The 16,046-nt window shown below is 34.8% G+C and carries 15 protein-coding genes; 7 read left to right on the forward strand and 8 right to left on the reverse strand.

The features are described from left to right. The first annotated feature begins 17 nt into the window (after nt 1-17). The 5 genes from I600_RS00110 to I600_RS00130 all read left to right on the forward strand — a co-directional run bounded on the left by I600_RS00110 (nt 18) and on the right by I600_RS00130 (nt 4,947). On the forward strand, nt 18-884 hold the full coding sequence (locus I600_RS00110; RefSeq protein ID WP_058102493.1) for a creatininase family protein: 867 nt from the start codon (nt 18-20) through the stop codon (nt 882-884). A 15-nt stretch (nt 885-899) separates the two neighbouring features. Beyond that, nucleotides 900-1,790, forward strand: a complete 891-nt coding sequence (locus I600_RS00115) for a BPSS1187 family protein (RefSeq protein WP_157490817.1) — start codon at nt 900-902, stop codon at nt 1,788-1,790. A 36-nt stretch (nt 1,791-1,826) separates the two neighbouring features. Then, the gene (locus I600_RS00120; RefSeq protein ID WP_082642857.1) at nt 1,827-2,639 is read left to right on the forward strand and encodes an aspartate/glutamate racemase family protein; all 813 of its coding nucleotides are present in this window, start codon (nt 1,827-1,829) and stop codon (nt 2,637-2,639) included. Nucleotide 2,640: 1 nt separating this feature from the next. Next, the gene (locus tag I600_RS00125) at nt 2,641-4,086 is read left to right on the forward strand and encodes an SLC13 family permease (protein WP_058102496.1); all 1,446 of its coding nucleotides are present in this window, start codon (nt 2,641-2,643) and stop codon (nt 4,084-4,086) included. Nucleotides 4,087-4,155: 69 nt separating this feature from the next. Beyond that, nucleotides 4,156-4,947: an aspartate dehydrogenase domain-containing protein gene (locus I600_RS00130; protein WP_058102497.1), complete on the forward strand. Its 792-nt coding sequence runs from the start codon at nt 4,156-4,158 to the stop codon at nt 4,945-4,947. A gap of 186 nt (nt 4,948-5,133) precedes the next feature. Here the strand turns inward: I600_RS00130 and I600_RS00135 are convergent, their stop codons facing one another. From I600_RS00135 to I600_RS00145, 3 genes are all read right to left on the reverse strand, one after another. Continuing rightward, nucleotides 5,134-5,964 (reverse strand): sulfite exporter TauE/SafE family protein, encoded by an 831-nt coding sequence (locus tag I600_RS00135; RefSeq protein ID WP_058102498.1) that lies wholly within the window; start codon nt 5,962-5,964, stop codon nt 5,134-5,136. A gap of 90 nt (nt 5,965-6,054) precedes the next feature. Further along, the gene (locus I600_RS00140) at nt 6,055-7,083 is read right to left on the reverse strand and encodes a methionine synthase (RefSeq protein WP_058102499.1); all 1,029 of its coding nucleotides are present in this window, start codon (nt 7,081-7,083) and stop codon (nt 6,055-6,057) included. A 10-nt stretch (nt 7,084-7,093) separates the two neighbouring features. Further along, nucleotides 7,094-8,140, reverse strand: a complete 1,047-nt coding sequence (locus tag I600_RS00145; protein ID WP_082642858.1) for a DUF1852 domain-containing protein — start codon at nt 8,138-8,140, stop codon at nt 7,094-7,096. Nucleotides 8,141-8,276: 136 nt separating this feature from the next. Here I600_RS00145 and I600_RS00150 point away from each other — a divergent pair, with 136 nt between their 5' ends. After that, the gene (locus tag I600_RS00150; RefSeq protein ID WP_058102500.1) at nt 8,277-8,762 is read left to right on the forward strand and encodes an Lrp/AsnC family transcriptional regulator; all 486 of its coding nucleotides are present in this window, start codon (nt 8,277-8,279) and stop codon (nt 8,760-8,762) included. Nucleotides 8,763-8,802: 40 nt separating this feature from the next. On the opposite strand, the gene I600_RS00155 is transcribed toward I600_RS00150, so the two are convergent. Further along, entirely contained in the window at nt 8,803-9,294 is a 492-nt protein-coding gene (locus tag I600_RS00155; RefSeq protein WP_058102501.1) for a DUF1572 family protein, read from the reverse strand. A 116-nt stretch (nt 9,295-9,410) separates the two neighbouring features. Between I600_RS00155 and I600_RS00160 the strand changes: the two genes are divergently transcribed. After that, entirely contained in the window at nt 9,411-10,478 is a 1,068-nt protein-coding gene (locus tag I600_RS00160) for an endonuclease/exonuclease/phosphatase family protein (protein ID WP_058102502.1), read from the forward strand. Nucleotides 10,479-10,547: 69 nt separating this feature from the next. Here the strand turns inward: I600_RS00160 and I600_RS00165 are convergent, their stop codons facing one another. From I600_RS00165 to I600_RS00180, 4 genes are all read right to left on the reverse strand, one after another. Beyond that, complete coding sequence (locus tag I600_RS00165) at nt 10,548-11,000, reverse strand: ferritin-like domain-containing protein (protein WP_058102503.1); 453 nt, start codon at nt 10,998-11,000, stop codon at nt 10,548-10,550. A 130-nt stretch (nt 11,001-11,130) separates the two neighbouring features. Beyond that, a complete protein-coding gene (locus I600_RS00170; protein ID WP_058102504.1) occupies nt 11,131-12,522 on the reverse strand; it encodes an exonuclease domain-containing protein in 1,392 nt (463 codons plus the stop codon). A gap of 8 nt (nt 12,523-12,530) precedes the next feature. Next, nucleotides 12,531-14,591, reverse strand: coding sequence for an ATP-dependent helicase (locus I600_RS00175; RefSeq protein WP_058102505.1), 2,061 nt, complete (start codon nt 14,589-14,591; stop codon nt 12,531-12,533). A gap of 177 nt (nt 14,592-14,768) precedes the next feature. Next, on the reverse strand, nt 14,769-15,983 hold the full coding sequence (locus I600_RS00180) for a GAF domain-containing sensor histidine kinase (RefSeq protein ID WP_058102506.1): 1,215 nt from the start codon (nt 15,981-15,983) through the stop codon (nt 14,769-14,771). Nucleotides 15,984-16,046: the final 63 nt, after the last annotated feature.

Here is a 16,046-nt window from a genome sequence, read left to right on the forward strand (position 1 = left end):
ATTAATAAAACTATATAATGGCAGCAGCACAAACCAATCCGTTATGGAAAGAGGCTAAGATTAAAAATTACTTACCACATATGACGGTGCCAGAGGTAGAAAGCTTTTTGGAACAATCAGATATGGTTATTATACCTATTGGTGCTTTAGAGCAACATTCTAGCCATTTGCCTATTGGTACAGATTTTATAAACGGTGTAGAACTTTGCAAGCTTATTGCCCAAGAGCGAGAGGTATTGGTTGCGCCTGTATTAATGGCTGGTCAGTCTCCATACCATATGGCTTTTCCGGGTACAATTTCTTTAAGTGCAGAGACCATTGTCAGAGTGCATATGGAAACGGTTGAAAGTTTGGTGCAAAACGGCTTTAAAAGATTTATATTTATGAACTCACATGGTGGTAATAGAGCCATCACCACTTTTCTCGTAGATCAAATTAATCAAAAAACGGCAGCTGTTGCGGTAGATTTTAGTGTAGCCGTATCTCCTTTTCTTAAACCAGAAAATACCAAAAATACCACTTCGTTAGATAGGCATGCGGGTGTTAGTGAAACATGTGATAGTTTGTATTTAATGCCCAGTTTGGTAGAAATTGAAAGAGCTACCGATCCAGGAATGAAACTACCAAAACACCTGGAGAAAATGCTTCCAGAAGTTATTAAAGAGGAACCTACTGCTAAGTTGTTATTTCTATCCGAAGCATTGAAAGCAGAAGAAACGGGTAAAAAAACATCTACCATAGAAATGACAAAAACCGGAGTTTGGGGAGAATTAAATCCTAAGCAAGCTACGGTAGAAAGAGGGGAAGAGCGTATTTCAAAAATGGTGGCTGCATGTACAGGTTTTATTGATAAATGGAATGAGTTAACACAACAGACAATATAAAAGCATACAATTATTATGAAGACTAAAATCTTATTACCCGTTTTAACGCTATTATGTTTTGTGTATGCCAATGCTCAAGACAGTATTCTTTTTCCAAAACCACAAGTGGTCTTGAAAATTAAACCATCTGAAACTGATAGTAGAATAACTAAAGCCGATACCCCTCATTTTATAGCTTATAATCCTTCTAATGAACAGGGCAAATTGTTACTTTTTATTCCAGGCACCAATGGTATTGCGTTAAAAGGACCTAAGAATTTGTTCGCTACTGCAATTGAACAAGGGTATGCTGTAATTAATATGTCATACATAAATACCCCAGCCATTGCAAGAATTTGTAAAGGTGAAAACCTAGAAGCAAATGCAAACTGCGCAGCAGATTTTAGAAATTGGAGAGTATATGGTAATACGGAATTTCCCCTTATTGAAGATGCATCTTACGATGCCATAGTCAATAGGCTGACCAAGCTTTTAATGTATTTATCGGAAAATGATAAGCAAGGTAATTGGAGCCGTTTTTTAGAAAATGGTTCGCCTAAATGGAGCGAAATAGCTTTGGCAGGTCAATCTCAAGGTGGTGGTATGTCTGCCTTTATCGCAAAAACAAATTTGGTAGCTAGAGTAATCGATTTTTCTGGTGGGTGGGATTATTCCGCTAAAAATGAAATCGCAAATTGGTATTCTACTGCCAGTGTTACTCCTGTAGACCGCTATTATGGAACGTTTCATAAAAAAGAACCTATGGCGCAGACTATTGAAAAAACCTATAAAGCCATGAACATACCAGAAGATCATATTTATGGTTTTGATCTGGATGTACCTAAGGGTAAGCGGGCACACTCTAACGGAGTGCGAAATTTGGGTTATAAAGACCAGTGGATAGCATTACTTGGAAAAGGTAATTAATTATAAAAGCATCAATTGGAGATAAAATTAAAATACATGAATAAAAGAATATATCAATATTGCTGCTTACTGCTATTACTATTTACGTCGTGTAAAGAGGCAAACAAAGAAGTTGTAATAAAAACGGATATGAAAGAAAAGGTAGCTACTAAAATGAATACATTAGGATTAATTGGTGGTACTTCTTGGCATTCCACCATAGAATATTATAGCATGATCAATCAGTCTGTGAATGATCATTATGGCAATAATACCAATCCACCATTGTTGGTTTACACACTTAATCAGGCTGAGGTTCATCGTTTTCAAATAGAAAACAAATGGGACTCCATTGCTCATATGCTCGTTAATGCTGCTAATAGTTTACATAGAGGAGGAGCAAAATCGGTACTTTTTTGCGCCAATACACCGCATAAGGTATATGATTTGGTTCAGCAGGAACTTGATTTCCCAATTATTCATATAGCCGATGCTACCGCTAAAGAGATTCATAAAAGAAAGGTGAAAAGAGTACTGTTCTTAGGTACAAAATATAGTATGGAAGAAACCTTTATCACTAAAAGAATTGAAGATAATGGTATAGAAGTATTGGTGCCTGAAGATCAAAAGGTGATAGACGAGTTACATAGAATAATAATTGAGGAACTTACTTATGGCAACATTGTGCCATCTTCAAAAGATTACGTTATGGAAGTCATTAAAAATGCCAAAGAGCAAGGTGCCGATGGAGTGGTTTTAGGGTGTACCGAATTTCCTTTAATGATTTTTCCGGAAGATGTGGATATCGCTGTATTTAATACTACAAAGATTCATTCAGATGCAGGTGTGAACTATATTTTAAAAAAATAATATGCAATTTTCTAAGCAGAATATCGGTCGTGTTTTAGGACCATTAGTTTTCTTTTTAATTTTATTTTTATTTCATCCAGAGGATTTATCAAAAGAGGCAAATGCTGTTTTAGCCTCTGTGGCTTGGGTAGCTATATGGTGGGTAACGGAAGCAATCCCTATTTATGTAACTGCATTATTACCCTTAATACTTTTCCCGTTAACAGGTGGTTTAAGTTTAACCGAGACGGCAACTTCTTATGGTCATAAATATATCTTCTTGTATATGGGCGGATTTATTTTAGCCATAGCCATTGAAAAATGGAACCTTCATAGGAGAATTGCACTGACAATTATCAACCTTATTGGTACCAACGTTATCAATATCATACTTGGTTTTATGCTCGCAACGGCATTTCTGTCCATGTGGATTTCTAACACCGCTGCAGCGGTAATCATTTTACCAATTGCCATGGCAATTGTATATCAATTAAATGATAACCCAGATACTGAAAAAGATGAGAATAAAATCTTTGGTAAAGCACTGATGCTAGCTATTGCCTATAGTGCATCTATTGGTGGTATTGCTACATTGATCGGTACACCTACAAATTTGGTATTGGCGGGAGTTGTGCAAACTACCTTTGGTAAGGAAATTACATTTTCAGAATGGTTTGTGTTAGGTTTTCCTATCGCAATTATTCTACTTTTCTTATGCTGGTATTACTTAACCAGATTTGCTTTTACTTTTAAACAAAAAGATTTCCCTGGGGGGCGTTCTGAAATTTCAGCGCGATTAAAAGCTTTGGGAAAAATGGGTTATGAAGAGAAATCTGTATTAGTGGTATTTGCCGTGACCGCTTTTGCGTGGATTGCTCGTTCATTTTTGTTGCAACGCTTTATACCTAAGATGGACGATACGATAATAGCAATGATGACAGTGGTAATTCTATTTCTTTTACCCACTCGTGAGAAAGGTAAAAGACTAATGGATTGGCAAGATGCCGTTAAACTACCTTGGGGAATATTATTACTATTTGGTGGGGGATTAACATTGGCTTTGGGCTTTGATACGAGCGGATTGGCTCTTTGGATAGGTAGTAAGTTATCTGCCTTGCAAGTTTTACCATTTTTTCTATTGCTAATGATCTTGATTTCAATAGTAAATTTCATGACAGAGATAACTTCTAACATAGCAACCACTGCAATTCTTTTGCCCGTTCTGGTATCCTTAGCGCCAGTTTTAGGGGTGCATCCTTATTACTTAATGATAGCAGCAACCTTGGCAGCATCTTGTGCATTTATGTTACCTGTGGCTACACCGCCCAATGCTGTAGTTTTTGGTTCTGGTTATCTTGAAATGCAGGATATGGTTAAAAAAGGCTTTTGGTTAAATATTATATCTATACTTATACTAACTGTAGTGGTCTATATTGTTTTACCAATGGTTTGGGATTTATCACTATAGTCGTTATATAAAGACGTTTAAAAGGTTTTCAAATAACTGAATAATACATTTTACAATTAAATCAAGCATATGAAAATAGCCCTAATAGGTTTTGGAAACATAGGTAAATATCTGGCAGATTGGATCTGTGCAAATTCTAGTTTCGAATTAAAATATATAGTTGCACGTAAAGAGATTGCAAAAGAAACTTGTGGTTTTAAAGAATATCCTGTTCAATTTGTAAAAGAAATTACAGCAGATTTAATTAACGATGTTGATATTATTATTGAATGTGCTACAAAAGATGTGGTTACTCAATTATTAAAATTTCCAGAAATAGATCAGTCTGGTAAGAAGTTAATTGTAATTAGTACAGGCGGACTTTATGAAAATAAAATGGCTTTGTCACAATTGAAAAAATGCGAGGTTATATTACCCGTTGGTGCCATTGCAGGTCTTGATGCCATTAAAGCTGTAAATGATGAAATTACCTCGATAGGGTTAAAGACAACAAAACATCCTAAAAGTTTAGAAGGGGCTCCATTTTTTGAAAACTCAAGTATCGATTTGGCTTCAATAGAAACTAGCCAAACTATTTGGAAGGGTAAGGTAAGTGAGGCGGTAAAAGAATTTCCTAAAAATATTAATGTCGCGGCAAGTTTATATTTTGCATCTAAATGTGAAAACTTAATGATTGAGATTGTTGCCGATCCCAATGCTAGTAGTAATATGCATGAGATTACTTGTGAAGGTGGTTTTGGTAAAATTTATACGCGTACCGAGAATAAACCAAGCCCAAATAACCCAAAAACAAGTTTTTTGGCCATTAAAAGTGTGGTGAGTGTACTAAGCAATATGAACGCTACAGTTAAAATCAATTAATTCTTAAGTTTATATTTTATCGCTACCGAGTGTTGTTTTTAAAACTATGTTTGGTTCATTATGGTCATTGATAATGTATTTCTCTATTACAAATACATCGAATTTTCTGTTATTGGTATGTTGAAATATTTTCTTGAGATAACTGTTACGGCTAAATATGCCAAGAAAAAGGGTTCCCCATGGGAATTAAATTACATCAGAATTTAGAATTAGTCTAACCCCAACAATTAACAATAAAACGGCGAATGCTTTTTTCAGTGTTGCCCCAGGTAATTTGTGCGCAAGTTTTGCGCCTATTTGTGCAGTGAAAAAGCTAGCAAAACTCACACATATAAACGCATACATGTGTACAAACCCTAATACGCCATTTGGTAAATCTTGTTTTACATTGGGGTCAATAAATTGACCAAAAACTAGAAATCCTATTGCTCCAGCACAAGCAATAGGTAAGCCACATGCGGCAGATGTACCAACCGCATGCTGAATTTTTAAACCATAATAGCTTAATATGGGAACGGTTAATGACCCACCGCCAATACCAAAAATAGCAGAAATAGCACCTATAAAACCACCTAATCCGGTTTGACCAATAGGTGAGGGTAGTTTGCTAAAGTCATTTTCTTGTAGTGATTTATTTTTCATGAACAACATTTTTAACCCTACCAAAAAAGCACCTACACCAATAATTACCTGAAGGGAGTCGCCATGAATAACGGAGGCAACTGCAGCCCCGGTCAAGGAACCAATTACCAATCCTGGTGCCATGCGTTTCCATACGTTCCAATTTACGGCACCTTTACTATTGTGTGCGCGGAGTGAACTAATTGATGTGACAATTATAGTGGCAAGAGATGTACCTATACCCACATGCGTAAGTGCAGCACTAGGAACACCTTGTGCTTTAAAAATGTATATTAAAGCGGGTACAATTATCATGCCTCCGCCAATACCAAACAAGCCTGCTAAAAGACCGGCAAAAGCACCAGCAGCTAAATAATAAAGAATAAATATATCCATAAGTAATTTGTAATGAGTCAATTAGGTTTTAGGTATCTATTTTGACTTTCATAAGGTAAAATTAAGCGATAAATGAATACTATTTTCCAATTAAAAGCCAACTTCATTGCGTATAATTTCAGCTCCCGCACTTAAAGCACTTAACTTACCTAGTGCTACATTTCTAGAAAGCGGTGCCATACCGCAGTTTGTGCTAGGATATAGGTTTTCTATAGCCACAAATTCAAGAGCTTTGCGCAGTGTATCAGCTACTTCCTCTGGTGTTTCAATAGTATTGGTTGCCACATCAATGGCACCTACCATTATTTTTTTACCATGAATTAGTTCCATTAGATGAAAAGGTACGTGTGAGTTATGGCATTCCAAAGAAACCATATCAATATTGGACTTTTGAATTTTAGGGAAAATTTCTTCGTACTGTCGCCACTCTGAACCCAATGTCTTTTTCCAATCATTGTTCGCTTTTATTCCGTAACCGTAGCAAATATGTATTGCGGTTTCGCAATTTAAACCTTCAATAGCCCTTTCTAATGTTGCCATTCCCCAATCATTTACATCATCAAAGAAAACATTGAATGCTGGTTCATCAAACTGTATAATATCTACCCCTGCATCTTGAAGTTCTTTTGCTTCTTGGTTGAGTGCTTTCGCAAATTCCCAAGCCAATTTTTCTCTACTTTTGTAATGGTCATCGTACAAGGTGTCTACCATTGTCATTGGTCCCGGTAAAGCCCATTTTATACGTTTAAGGGTCTGTTTACGTAGAAATTTGGCATCATCAACAAAAACTGCTTTTTGACGTGTAACTTCATCTACAACAACAGGGACACTTGCATCATAACGGTTACGAATTTTTACCGTTTTACGATTTTTAAAATCTACACCACTTAAATGCTCAATAAAAGTAGTTACAAAATGTTGGCGAGTTTGCTCACCATCACTGATAATGTCAATCCCTGCCAGTTGTTGTTCATGCAGAGAGACGCGTAAAGCATCTTGTTTCCCTTCAATAAGTTCATCACCCTCTAGTTTCCATGGTGACCAAAGTTTTTCGGGTGGCGCAAGCCAAGCAGGTTTGGGTAAACTTCCAACAGTGGATGTCGGTAATACATTTTTCATAATAAAATAATTAAATAGTGAAGTTAGCAGACCATTGTTCTAGGATGTTTTTATAAGGCTTTATAAAATGCTCTTCGGCAAATTTACCTTGCTCTATTCCTAACCTAGTTCGCTCTTCTCTGTCGTATGCAATATTTGTTAAAGAGTGGTCTTGATTATGTAAACTTGGATTATAACAAAGTCCTGCATCAGCATTAGCGTTATAAATTTCAGGCCTATAGATCTTTTGAAAGGTTTCCATTGTACTTATAGTACTAATTAATTCAAGGTTCGTGTAATCTGATAATAGGTCGCCAAAGAAGTAAAAAGCCAATGGGGCAACGCTGTTAGGTGGCATAAAATAACGAACCTTTAATCCCATTTTGTCAAAATATTCTTCTGTTAATGAAGACGTATTGCCTTCGTATTCAAAACCTAATATGGGGTGGTTATTTCCAGTACGATGATATGTTTTGTTGCTTGATACACTTAAGCATATCACAGGAGGTTTTGAAAAGTGTTTTTTATAGGTTTCAGAGTTTACAAAGCACTTAAATATATTGCCGTGTAATTCACCAAAATTATCTGGAATGCCATTGTTGTTTTTGCCCTTATTATGTTCAGAGAGTAAAATGCTAAAATCATAATCTCGCACATAAGAAGAAAAATTATTCCCAACAATACCTTCAATGCGTTTACCTGTTTTATGGTCGTTAATATATGTTCTCAATACTTCTATTGATGGAAATGTTTTTCCACTGGCATCAATATCTATATCTACCGAGATAATTTCTAAATCAAGGGAATATCTATCATAATTGGGGTTATCCCATTTTGCTAAGCTATTGAAACGATTGTTGATCATTTGAATAGTGCTACGTAAGTTCTTTTGACGATTTTCTCCTCTTGCCAAGTTGGCAAAGTTGGTTGTTGTACGAGTACTATTGGACGGAATATAATTTTCGTTGAAATAAGTACGCTTTATTTGGAATACAACATCATTATTAATGGTTTTATGCGAGTGTTCAATTGCTTTCTTTTTGTTGACCTCTGAATTTTTTAATACGACCGATTTCATCTAAAGATAATTTGTAGTTTTTATGTCTTACAAAATTGAAATTAAAAGATGAATTAATTTAGTAAATGATAAAAGTTAGATGATTTATCTTTTTATTGTATTATTGTAGCAATTTTATCTTTTGAATATTGTGAAAATGAAAAAAACAGATAATTATTCTTTAGAAAATCTGGATATCATTGATTTGAAGTTGCTCAGAATACTTCAGAACAATGCTAAATTGACAACTAAAGAAATTGCAGCACGAGTAAATTTATCTCCTACACCTGTTTATGAAAGGATTAGAAGGTTTGAAAAGGAAGGTCTAATTGAAAAGTATACAGCTATTGTAAATGCTGAAAAAGTTGGTAAGCAACTAACTGTATTCTGTAACATCACCTTAAAGGAGCACACTAAAGAAATAGGAAATAAGTTTGTGAAAGATATTGTTTCCCTTAAAGAAGTGGTAGAGTGTTACAATATCTCGGGCGACTATGATTTTTTATTAAAAATTATGGTAGAGGATATGAAACACTATCAATCTTTTGTGATTAACGAGTTAGGGTCGGTAAAGAATATTGGGAGTGCGCATAGTACTTTTGTTATTGGAGTTATAAAACACAGTTATGCGGTACCTATATAATTAGTAGTGCTTTGTAGTGTAAGTATTCTATTTTCTAAGTTTAGAGTTTGTTTTTTATGCCTTGCTTTGCTACTATTATTTTCTTTATCAATACAATTTGTCCAAGATGATAGTAACTGTGTTCAATTAATCCATCAATATTTCTTTTATAGGTTCCGTATTTGACATCCACAAATTCTTGATTTAATTTTTCTTCAGGTAATTGCGCTATTAATTTTGCTAGATGTTCTGAATCTTCCCAGAATTCGCTTAAGAAAGACTTCCATTCACTTTTTGACTTTATTTCAGGAAAATCAAAACTATGTTTGTCTCTTATTTCAAGATTTCCACCAATAAATACATTTTTGATTCCGTAAACGAAGTAATGTACGTGTTGAGCTAATAGTGCAATAGTATTGTGAGAATCAATTTTTGATACAGCAATTTTCCAATCCAAATTTTCTAATTGGTCTTTATAATTAGTATTTGCTACCCAAGTTCCATTGAGGATTATTTCTCTAAATCTATTGGCTAATGCTATTGTTGATTTCATTTATAAAGTATTATGATGTTTTAAAAATTAATCTGATTGTATCAATATCACGTGGTTAATTGGCGTAACTTATCCATAAATAGCCAAAAACCAACAATATTGATTACCAACTAAAGATGTCAAAATTTAAACTATTTCTTCGAGCTTTCGGACTTCTTGCCATCGTCCTAACCATTTTTCCTTATATTCCTCTAAACAGTTGGGTAATTAGAATATTCGATTTTCCACACCTACAACTAACAGTGCTTACTGTTTTAGCTTTTTTGACTTACTTTTTTAGGTTTGAATTAAAAAGTAGAGTTGATCAAATTTTTGTTCTAATTCTTTTGATCTGTATTGGGGTTCAACTTAGAAAGATTTACATATATACACCATTGGCTAAATATGAAATTGAAGAGGCAAGTGAAAATGCCAAGGTATTCCTCTCTATCTATGCTGCTAATGTATTGCAAGAGAACGAGAAGAAAAATTTACTTGTTGAAGATTCCAAAAGTAAAAAAGCGGATATTTTATTATTCACTGAAATAGATCATAAATGGTTAAAGAAAATTCAAGAGAGTTTTCAAAACCAATATGAATACCAGGTAGAAGTGCCTTTAGACAATACGTATGGCATGGTATTGTTTTCTAAATATGAACTTTTTGAACCTAGTGTACAATATATGGTTGAAGATACCATACCTTCCATTCATACAAAATTGGTATTACCATCAAAGGATACCATACAAATTTTTGCTATTCACCCGGCACCGCCAACTCCACAGCATAACCCATCATCTGTAGATCGAGATGCAGAAATGATGAAAATTGCCCTACTTAGTAAAAAATCCAAGTATCCTGTAATTGTAATGGGTGATTTTAATGATGTGGCATGGTCCGAGACCACGGAATTATTCCAGAAAGTAAGTGGTTTGCTGGATTCTAGAAAGGGTAGGGGGTTGTTCAATACCTTTAATGCCAGGAGTTATATTATGCGCTGGCCTTTAGATCATATATTTTCATCGGCAGATTTTAGAGTGAAAGACATTAGTTTAGGTACGGATATTGGCTCTGATCATTTTCCTTTTTACACCAAATTTAGTTTTGAGCCACAATTATCAGCTGAGCAAAAACTTCCTGAACCATCTGAACAAGAAATTAACACAGCTAAAAGTCAGATTACCACTGAAAACAAGACTTCATAAAATATCTATAAATAAAAAAGGGCAATAGTACCGGATGATACCATTGCCCTTTTAGACATAAAGAAAAACCTAACTAATTAAATCTTCCATTGATTTTACTTTGTTTAAATCGGTTCTAATTTTTACCAATTGTTCTCTAATTACCAATGCAACGTTAGAAGGTAATTGGCTTTCATTCAATACTTCTTCATATTCCTCTACAGCAGCTTTGTCTCCTCTGATTGCCTCTTCTAGCATAGATTCGTCATTATCCCCAGAAAAGAATGCTTTTACATCCATCCAAGCTCTATGCAAGGTACCGGTAAAGCTACCATCGTTGTCGATTTCATCATAACTAGCCACTAGCTCTTTATGTAAAATTTGATTAAATGTGCCTCGTTCTCCAGATTTGTTCTGAAAGTATGCCTTTAAATTATGATCCTTTGCATTTTCAGCTGCTTTAGCGTATCCCTTTTGGGCATCACGGTTCTTTTCTAAAATTTCTTCTAATCTATTTACTAAGGTTCTATTTTTCGTTTCCATATTTTTAAGTTTTAATTATACTTAAAATTATAGGCTTAGAACTATTTAGTTTGCTGTATTCGCTTATGATTTTGATGCAAAAAATACTATTACCAACTTTAACATATTATATGTTAATATGATTAACTATTTATTCATGAACTGTGAACAAAGGCTTAATTTTCCATGGATTACGTTGCCTATAGCTAGAGATAATTTTGGCAGTATGGTAAGAATGCTTTTTAGAATCAAGCATATCTTTAAAATCCTCTATGCTAGAAAATGATTGTGAATTATCAATAAATCCGTAACCTTGGTAAACACCATGTAGAATTAAGATAAAACTACGCTCTGCTTTGGTGCGTCCTTTTTCAAAAATTATATAATTATCATTTTCATTATTTAGATAGTCCAGGGCATTTTCCACTTTATGATTGTAGCTGCCAATTTCTTCTTCACCGGTACAGACACCATCACATTCATTATATTCACCGTGCGTACATCTACCTAATTTTGTTTTCAACCCGGTTTGTAGCGGGCATAACTTAAATTTTTCTGTCAGTTGGATCAAGCGTTTAATGGCATCGCCTCTTCTTAAAAATATTTCGGTGGGCGAGTGCGCAAAAGGTCTTCGTTCAATTTTCAGTTGTAGTATGCCTTTTTTATTTTTCTGAGGTATGATGTGATAAGTGATATAATTTTTCTTTTGTATGTAATTATACGGTGGGTCTATTTTATCAATTAAATCTGCTTCTCGTAATAAGGCAATGAGCTCACTTCCGGTTGTTTCAAAATCTATATGAAAAGTAGCATCGCATAATGCAATTTCTTTCTCGCTTGAATTATAGAAATGACTCAAGACTCTTTTCTTTATATCTTTTGCTTTACCAACATATAGGGTTTCCCCACTTTGATTTTGAAATCTATAAACGCCCGTTACATTTGGCAGCGTGTTTAATTTTTGATATTGAATATTCTTTGGAGCAAAATGCTCTTTTTCTACTTTAGGTGCTAAAAACTTGGAAATTACATCCTCATCATCAAGTTGTATCAATCTTTGCAATAAGATATCTACCGCATTGCTATATTCTTCCAAATCATTGGAAGGTGTAAATGGAATATTTAATACATTACTTAAATAAGGCAATTCATAATTGGTCATATTCGGCATTAATTTCTTAGCCAACCGAATGGTACATAGTTGCGGAATTTTAAAGGAGTACCCTAAATATTTGAATTCTGATTGTAACGCATAATGAAGAAACGATGCATTATGACCAACCAAAATGTGATTTTCAAGTTCTTGTAAGATCGTATTGGCAACATCTGAAAAAGTAGGTGCTTTTAAAAGAATACTATCGGTCAACCCAGTTCTTTCTTGAATGTAATTAGGTATTCGCTCTTCGGGGTTAATGTTAGTGGAGAAAATTGTCTGGTAATATTCACCTTTAAGTTTGCTTATAGATAGTTGAACTATTCTTAACGGGTTAGGCTTATAACCAAAAGTGGTCATGGTTACAATAGCAAATTTTCTGTCCTGCATTCTGATCACTAGCTAAAATCCATTCCTGAAGAAAGGTCAATATTATTAGGTTCCGCGGCATCTTTAACGGGTGTAAAATCATGACCAATAGTTTCTTGCTTTACCAAGGTATCTGGTACGGCCGTTAAGAAATAAGTTTCGGCAGCATTGGCCTGTTGCCCCATGTTAGCGGCAATGGCTTTACCATGAATTGCTGAAATTGAGGCGGTATTTCTGGTGATAATCAACCTGTTTTTAGCTCTTGTCAAAGCAACATACAATACTCTACGGTCTTCTTCAATGGCATCGACATCATCTAACGACCATGAGGAAGGAAATGCCTTGGGCGATACGTGCAACACTATACACACATCTGCCTCTAACCCTTTGGCAGAATGAATTGTAGAGATGATTACATGGTCTTTTTCCTCTGCGGTGTCCAATTGAGATTCACTTAGCACCGGTGAGCCGTTCATTTTTTCTGCATTATCCAACAGGCCTTCACCGATAAATTCACCTAAGCTGGCATAGCTATCTGCCAAAAGTTTAAGCACAGGGAAATCACCTTTGCGCTTTTCTATCCAATCTTTACGATATCTAAATGCCAAGCCCAACGACATAGCTTCATAAGCGATATCTACCATCTTGCCAACCTTGCCTTTCTCTTTTTGTACTGCATTATAGAGGTCGGCAATTTTGATTCCGTCTTTACCGGGAATAGCACCTTGTAATAGGGTAGGGATATCAGTTTTACCTTCATCAGCCAATATGACCGCCATTATTCTTGAAGCCCTTACTTCTCCAATTCCTTCCCAGAAAGTCAGGAATCTTACCCATGCAATTTCATCGTAGGGGTTATTGACTATTCTTAATAGTGAAACCAAATCTTTAATATGTGCAGCTTGTAAAAATTTACGACCTCCGTACGTTACATAGGGTATTTTTCTTCTTATAAAAACCGCTTGTAAGGTTTTGGTATAATACTGGGAACGCGATAAAATAAGATGATCGGAAAAACGACGATCTTCATCGGTATAATTTTTTAATATTTCATCTGCTACCCAATTTGCCTCTTGCCATTCATCATTAACATTGAGCAGTATGGGTATTTCGCCGTTTCCTCTAACCGATTGTAACTTCTTTTTATAATCAATGGGCGATTTTTCTAACAACCAATTTGAGATATCAAGTATCTCTTGCGTTGAGCGGTAATTTTTTTCAAGCTTATATACTTCAGAATCTTTTACCCGTTCTTTAAACTGATGTACATTTCTAAAATCTGCACCTCTAAATGAATAGATAGATTGCGCATCATCACCTACACAAAACAAACTGCAGATATCGATAAAGGGCGAAAGTAACTCCCATTGCAATGGGTTGGTATCTTGCATTTCATCAACAAGTAGATAGTCAAGGTCTTGGGATAAAAGCTTTCTAGCTTCGGGATTGGATTTTAGCTGTGTGGATACAACGAGCAACAGATCATCATAATCTAAATAACGTTGATCCATTTTTTTCTTTTGATAAGCCCTAAGTAAAATTTCCACATTAGGCTTCATGGCCGTTATTTCGTAATCTGTATCCTTATCTTCTTTGCCTTTATATATTAATGTTCGTATAGATTCTGTTAGATTCTTTTTTGTGTTTCTAGCATAAGAATAGACATCCAGTAATTGCTGGGGTTTAATACGCAGCTTGCTATAAACATCACTTTGGCTGCCAGAGACCATTTTCATTAACCCTAACTGGTCGTCTGGGTCTATAACCGTAAAATTGGCGGCACCAAATAAATTAGGGTATTTGATAATCAATTGGTTGCACCAACTGTGAAAAGTGGCACCGCTCAATGACCGCCCGTTAGACTGTGGTAAACTAGCTTTAACACGCTCCACAATTTCATTGGCAGCTTTTTTTGTAAAAGTCAATATCTGAATTTTTGATGGATTAGCTCCATTCTCGATCAAATATGCTGCCCTGGCTATAATAGTTCGTGTTTTGCCTGTACCTGCACCAGCAAGTACTAGCAAATGTTTGCCCGTAAATTCAACGGCCTTTAATTGTTGTTTGTTTAATTCTTCTTTTAAATGCATTTAGTAGTGTACTACAAACTTTTGAATAGGACGAAAGTCTTATTACATTTTCTATTCCGCTTCTAAACCATTGGCTTTTACCATGGATAGTGGAATTTTAAATAAATGAAAGGGAGGTTGAATTATATTACAAAATTAATACAAATAGATCAATATTTAATAGCTAATAAAATTTATCTATTGTGTCATGGGTAAATAAACGGTAAATGTAGCTCCCTTATTTAATTCGCCATTGGCTATGATGAATCCCTTATGGTTTTCAGTAATTCTTCTGGCAATGGTTAATCCAATTCCTGTAGAATGACTTTGCTTTTCTGTATCTAGACGATTGAACATACCAAATATTTTCTCATTATATCTAGGATCGAAACCTATACCATTATCGGTAAATACTAATTTGCAGTACTTGGTGCCAATATCTAATTTTTCATACGCTAAATCACTACCATGTTCAATTTTACAGGTAATGGATAATTCTAAATTACAATCGTTAGATTTAAAGGTGATTGCATTGATGATCAAATTGTAAAAAAGCTGTTCAATTTGATCCGGCATTATGGGTACTTTAGGTAAATCACCGATTACGATTTCCCCATTACACTCAGAAAAATCTTTTGATAATCTTTTTTGAACATTTTCAACAATTACATTTAAATCAACAGGTACAAATTCCTGCGAAGATTTCTTGAATTCTGAAAACACCAATAGGTCATTCAGAATATTACGCATGCGCTGGGATTCGTTCTTTATACTGTTCAAATATTTTATAGTCTCCGAATTTAACGTCTCACAGTTTTTTTCGAGTATTACACTGGAAAACATCTGTATTTTCCTCAACGGCTCTTGAAGATCATGGCTAGATACAAAATCAAAAGATTCCAATAGAAAATCTTTCTTTTGAATTTCTAAATCCTTTAGACGTAATTTTTCTATAGCATCTAAATGAAATGATATAAGTTCAGCGTAAGCGGTGAACATACCAATAACCTTAGAATTGTTAAGCTTGTTCGGTGCGGGGTCTAAAGCACAAAGTGTACCGAAAAACGTTCCATTCTGCAAAACGATAGGTACTGAAATATAACTTTGAAATCCATACTGAATCGGTATTGGATTATTGCAGAATTTTTCATCTTCATTAACATGGTCTATGACCACCAACGTATTAGTACGTCTAACATCTCGGCAAAATGTTGTTTTAATATCAAGTTCATCACCGGGTACTAGACCAAACTCTAAATTGTCTTTAACTGCACAAGTAACCCATTTTTTTGAAGTGACCTTGGCAACCACTGCAAAACCTAATCCTGTAGATTGTACTATGACATCTAGAATAGTAGGTAGTATTTTAATAGACTGTACATCTTTAATCGTTTGATTGAAATTTTCGATCATTATATTGGGGTGATGGTAGTTTAACAAAAGCTTCAAAGTATTGAAATATACACGGAAGTTTAT

This window comes from Maribacter dokdonensis DSW-8 (assembly GCF_001447995.1).
In the GTDB taxonomy this organism is placed as follows: Bacteria; Bacteroidota; Bacteroidia; order Flavobacteriales; family Flavobacteriaceae; genus Maribacter; species Maribacter dokdonensis.

Coding starts and splice junctions, on each gene's coding strand:
- I600_RS00110 (WP_058102493.1), top strand. CDS start 18: ATGGCAGCAGCACAAACCAATCCGTTATGGAAAGAGGCTAAGATTAAA.
- I600_RS00115 (WP_157490817.1), top strand. CDS start 900: ATGAAGACTAAAATCTTATTACCCGTTTTAACGCTATTATGTTTTGTG.
- I600_RS00120 (WP_082642857.1), top strand. CDS start 1,827: ATGAATAAAAGAATATATCAATATTGCTGCTTACTGCTATTACTATTT.
- I600_RS00125 (WP_058102496.1), top strand. CDS start 2,641: ATGCAATTTTCTAAGCAGAATATCGGTCGTGTTTTAGGACCATTAGTT.
- I600_RS00130 (WP_058102497.1), top strand. CDS start 4,156: ATGAAAATAGCCCTAATAGGTTTTGGAAACATAGGTAAATATCTGGCA.
- I600_RS00135 (WP_058102498.1), bottom strand. CDS start 5,964: ATGGATATATTTATTCTTTATTATTTAGCTGCTGGTGCTTTTGCCGGT.
- I600_RS00140 (WP_058102499.1), bottom strand. CDS start 7,083: ATGAAAAATGTATTACCGACATCCACTGTTGGAAGTTTACCCAAACCT.
- I600_RS00145 (WP_082642858.1), bottom strand. CDS start 8,140: ATGAAATCGGTCGTATTAAAAAATTCAGAGGTCAACAAAAAGAAAGCA.
- I600_RS00150 (WP_058102500.1), top strand. CDS start 8,277: ATGAAAAAAACAGATAATTATTCTTTAGAAAATCTGGATATCATTGAT.
- I600_RS00155 (WP_058102501.1), bottom strand. CDS start 9,294: ATGAAATCAACAATAGCATTAGCCAATAGATTTAGAGAAATAATCCTC.
- I600_RS00160 (WP_058102502.1), top strand. CDS start 9,411: ATGTCAAAATTTAAACTATTTCTTCGAGCTTTCGGACTTCTTGCCATC.
- I600_RS00165 (WP_058102503.1), bottom strand. CDS start 11,000: ATGGAAACGAAAAATAGAACCTTAGTAAATAGATTAGAAGAAATTTTA.
- I600_RS00170 (WP_058102504.1), bottom strand. CDS start 12,522: ATGCAGGACAGAAAATTTGCTATTGTAACCATGACCACTTTTGGTTAT.
- I600_RS00175 (WP_058102505.1), bottom strand. CDS start 14,591: ATGCATTTAAAAGAAGAATTAAACAAACAACAATTAAAGGCCGTTGAA.
- I600_RS00180 (WP_058102506.1), bottom strand. CDS start 15,983: ATGATCGAAAATTTCAATCAAACGATTAAAGATGTACAGTCTATTAAA.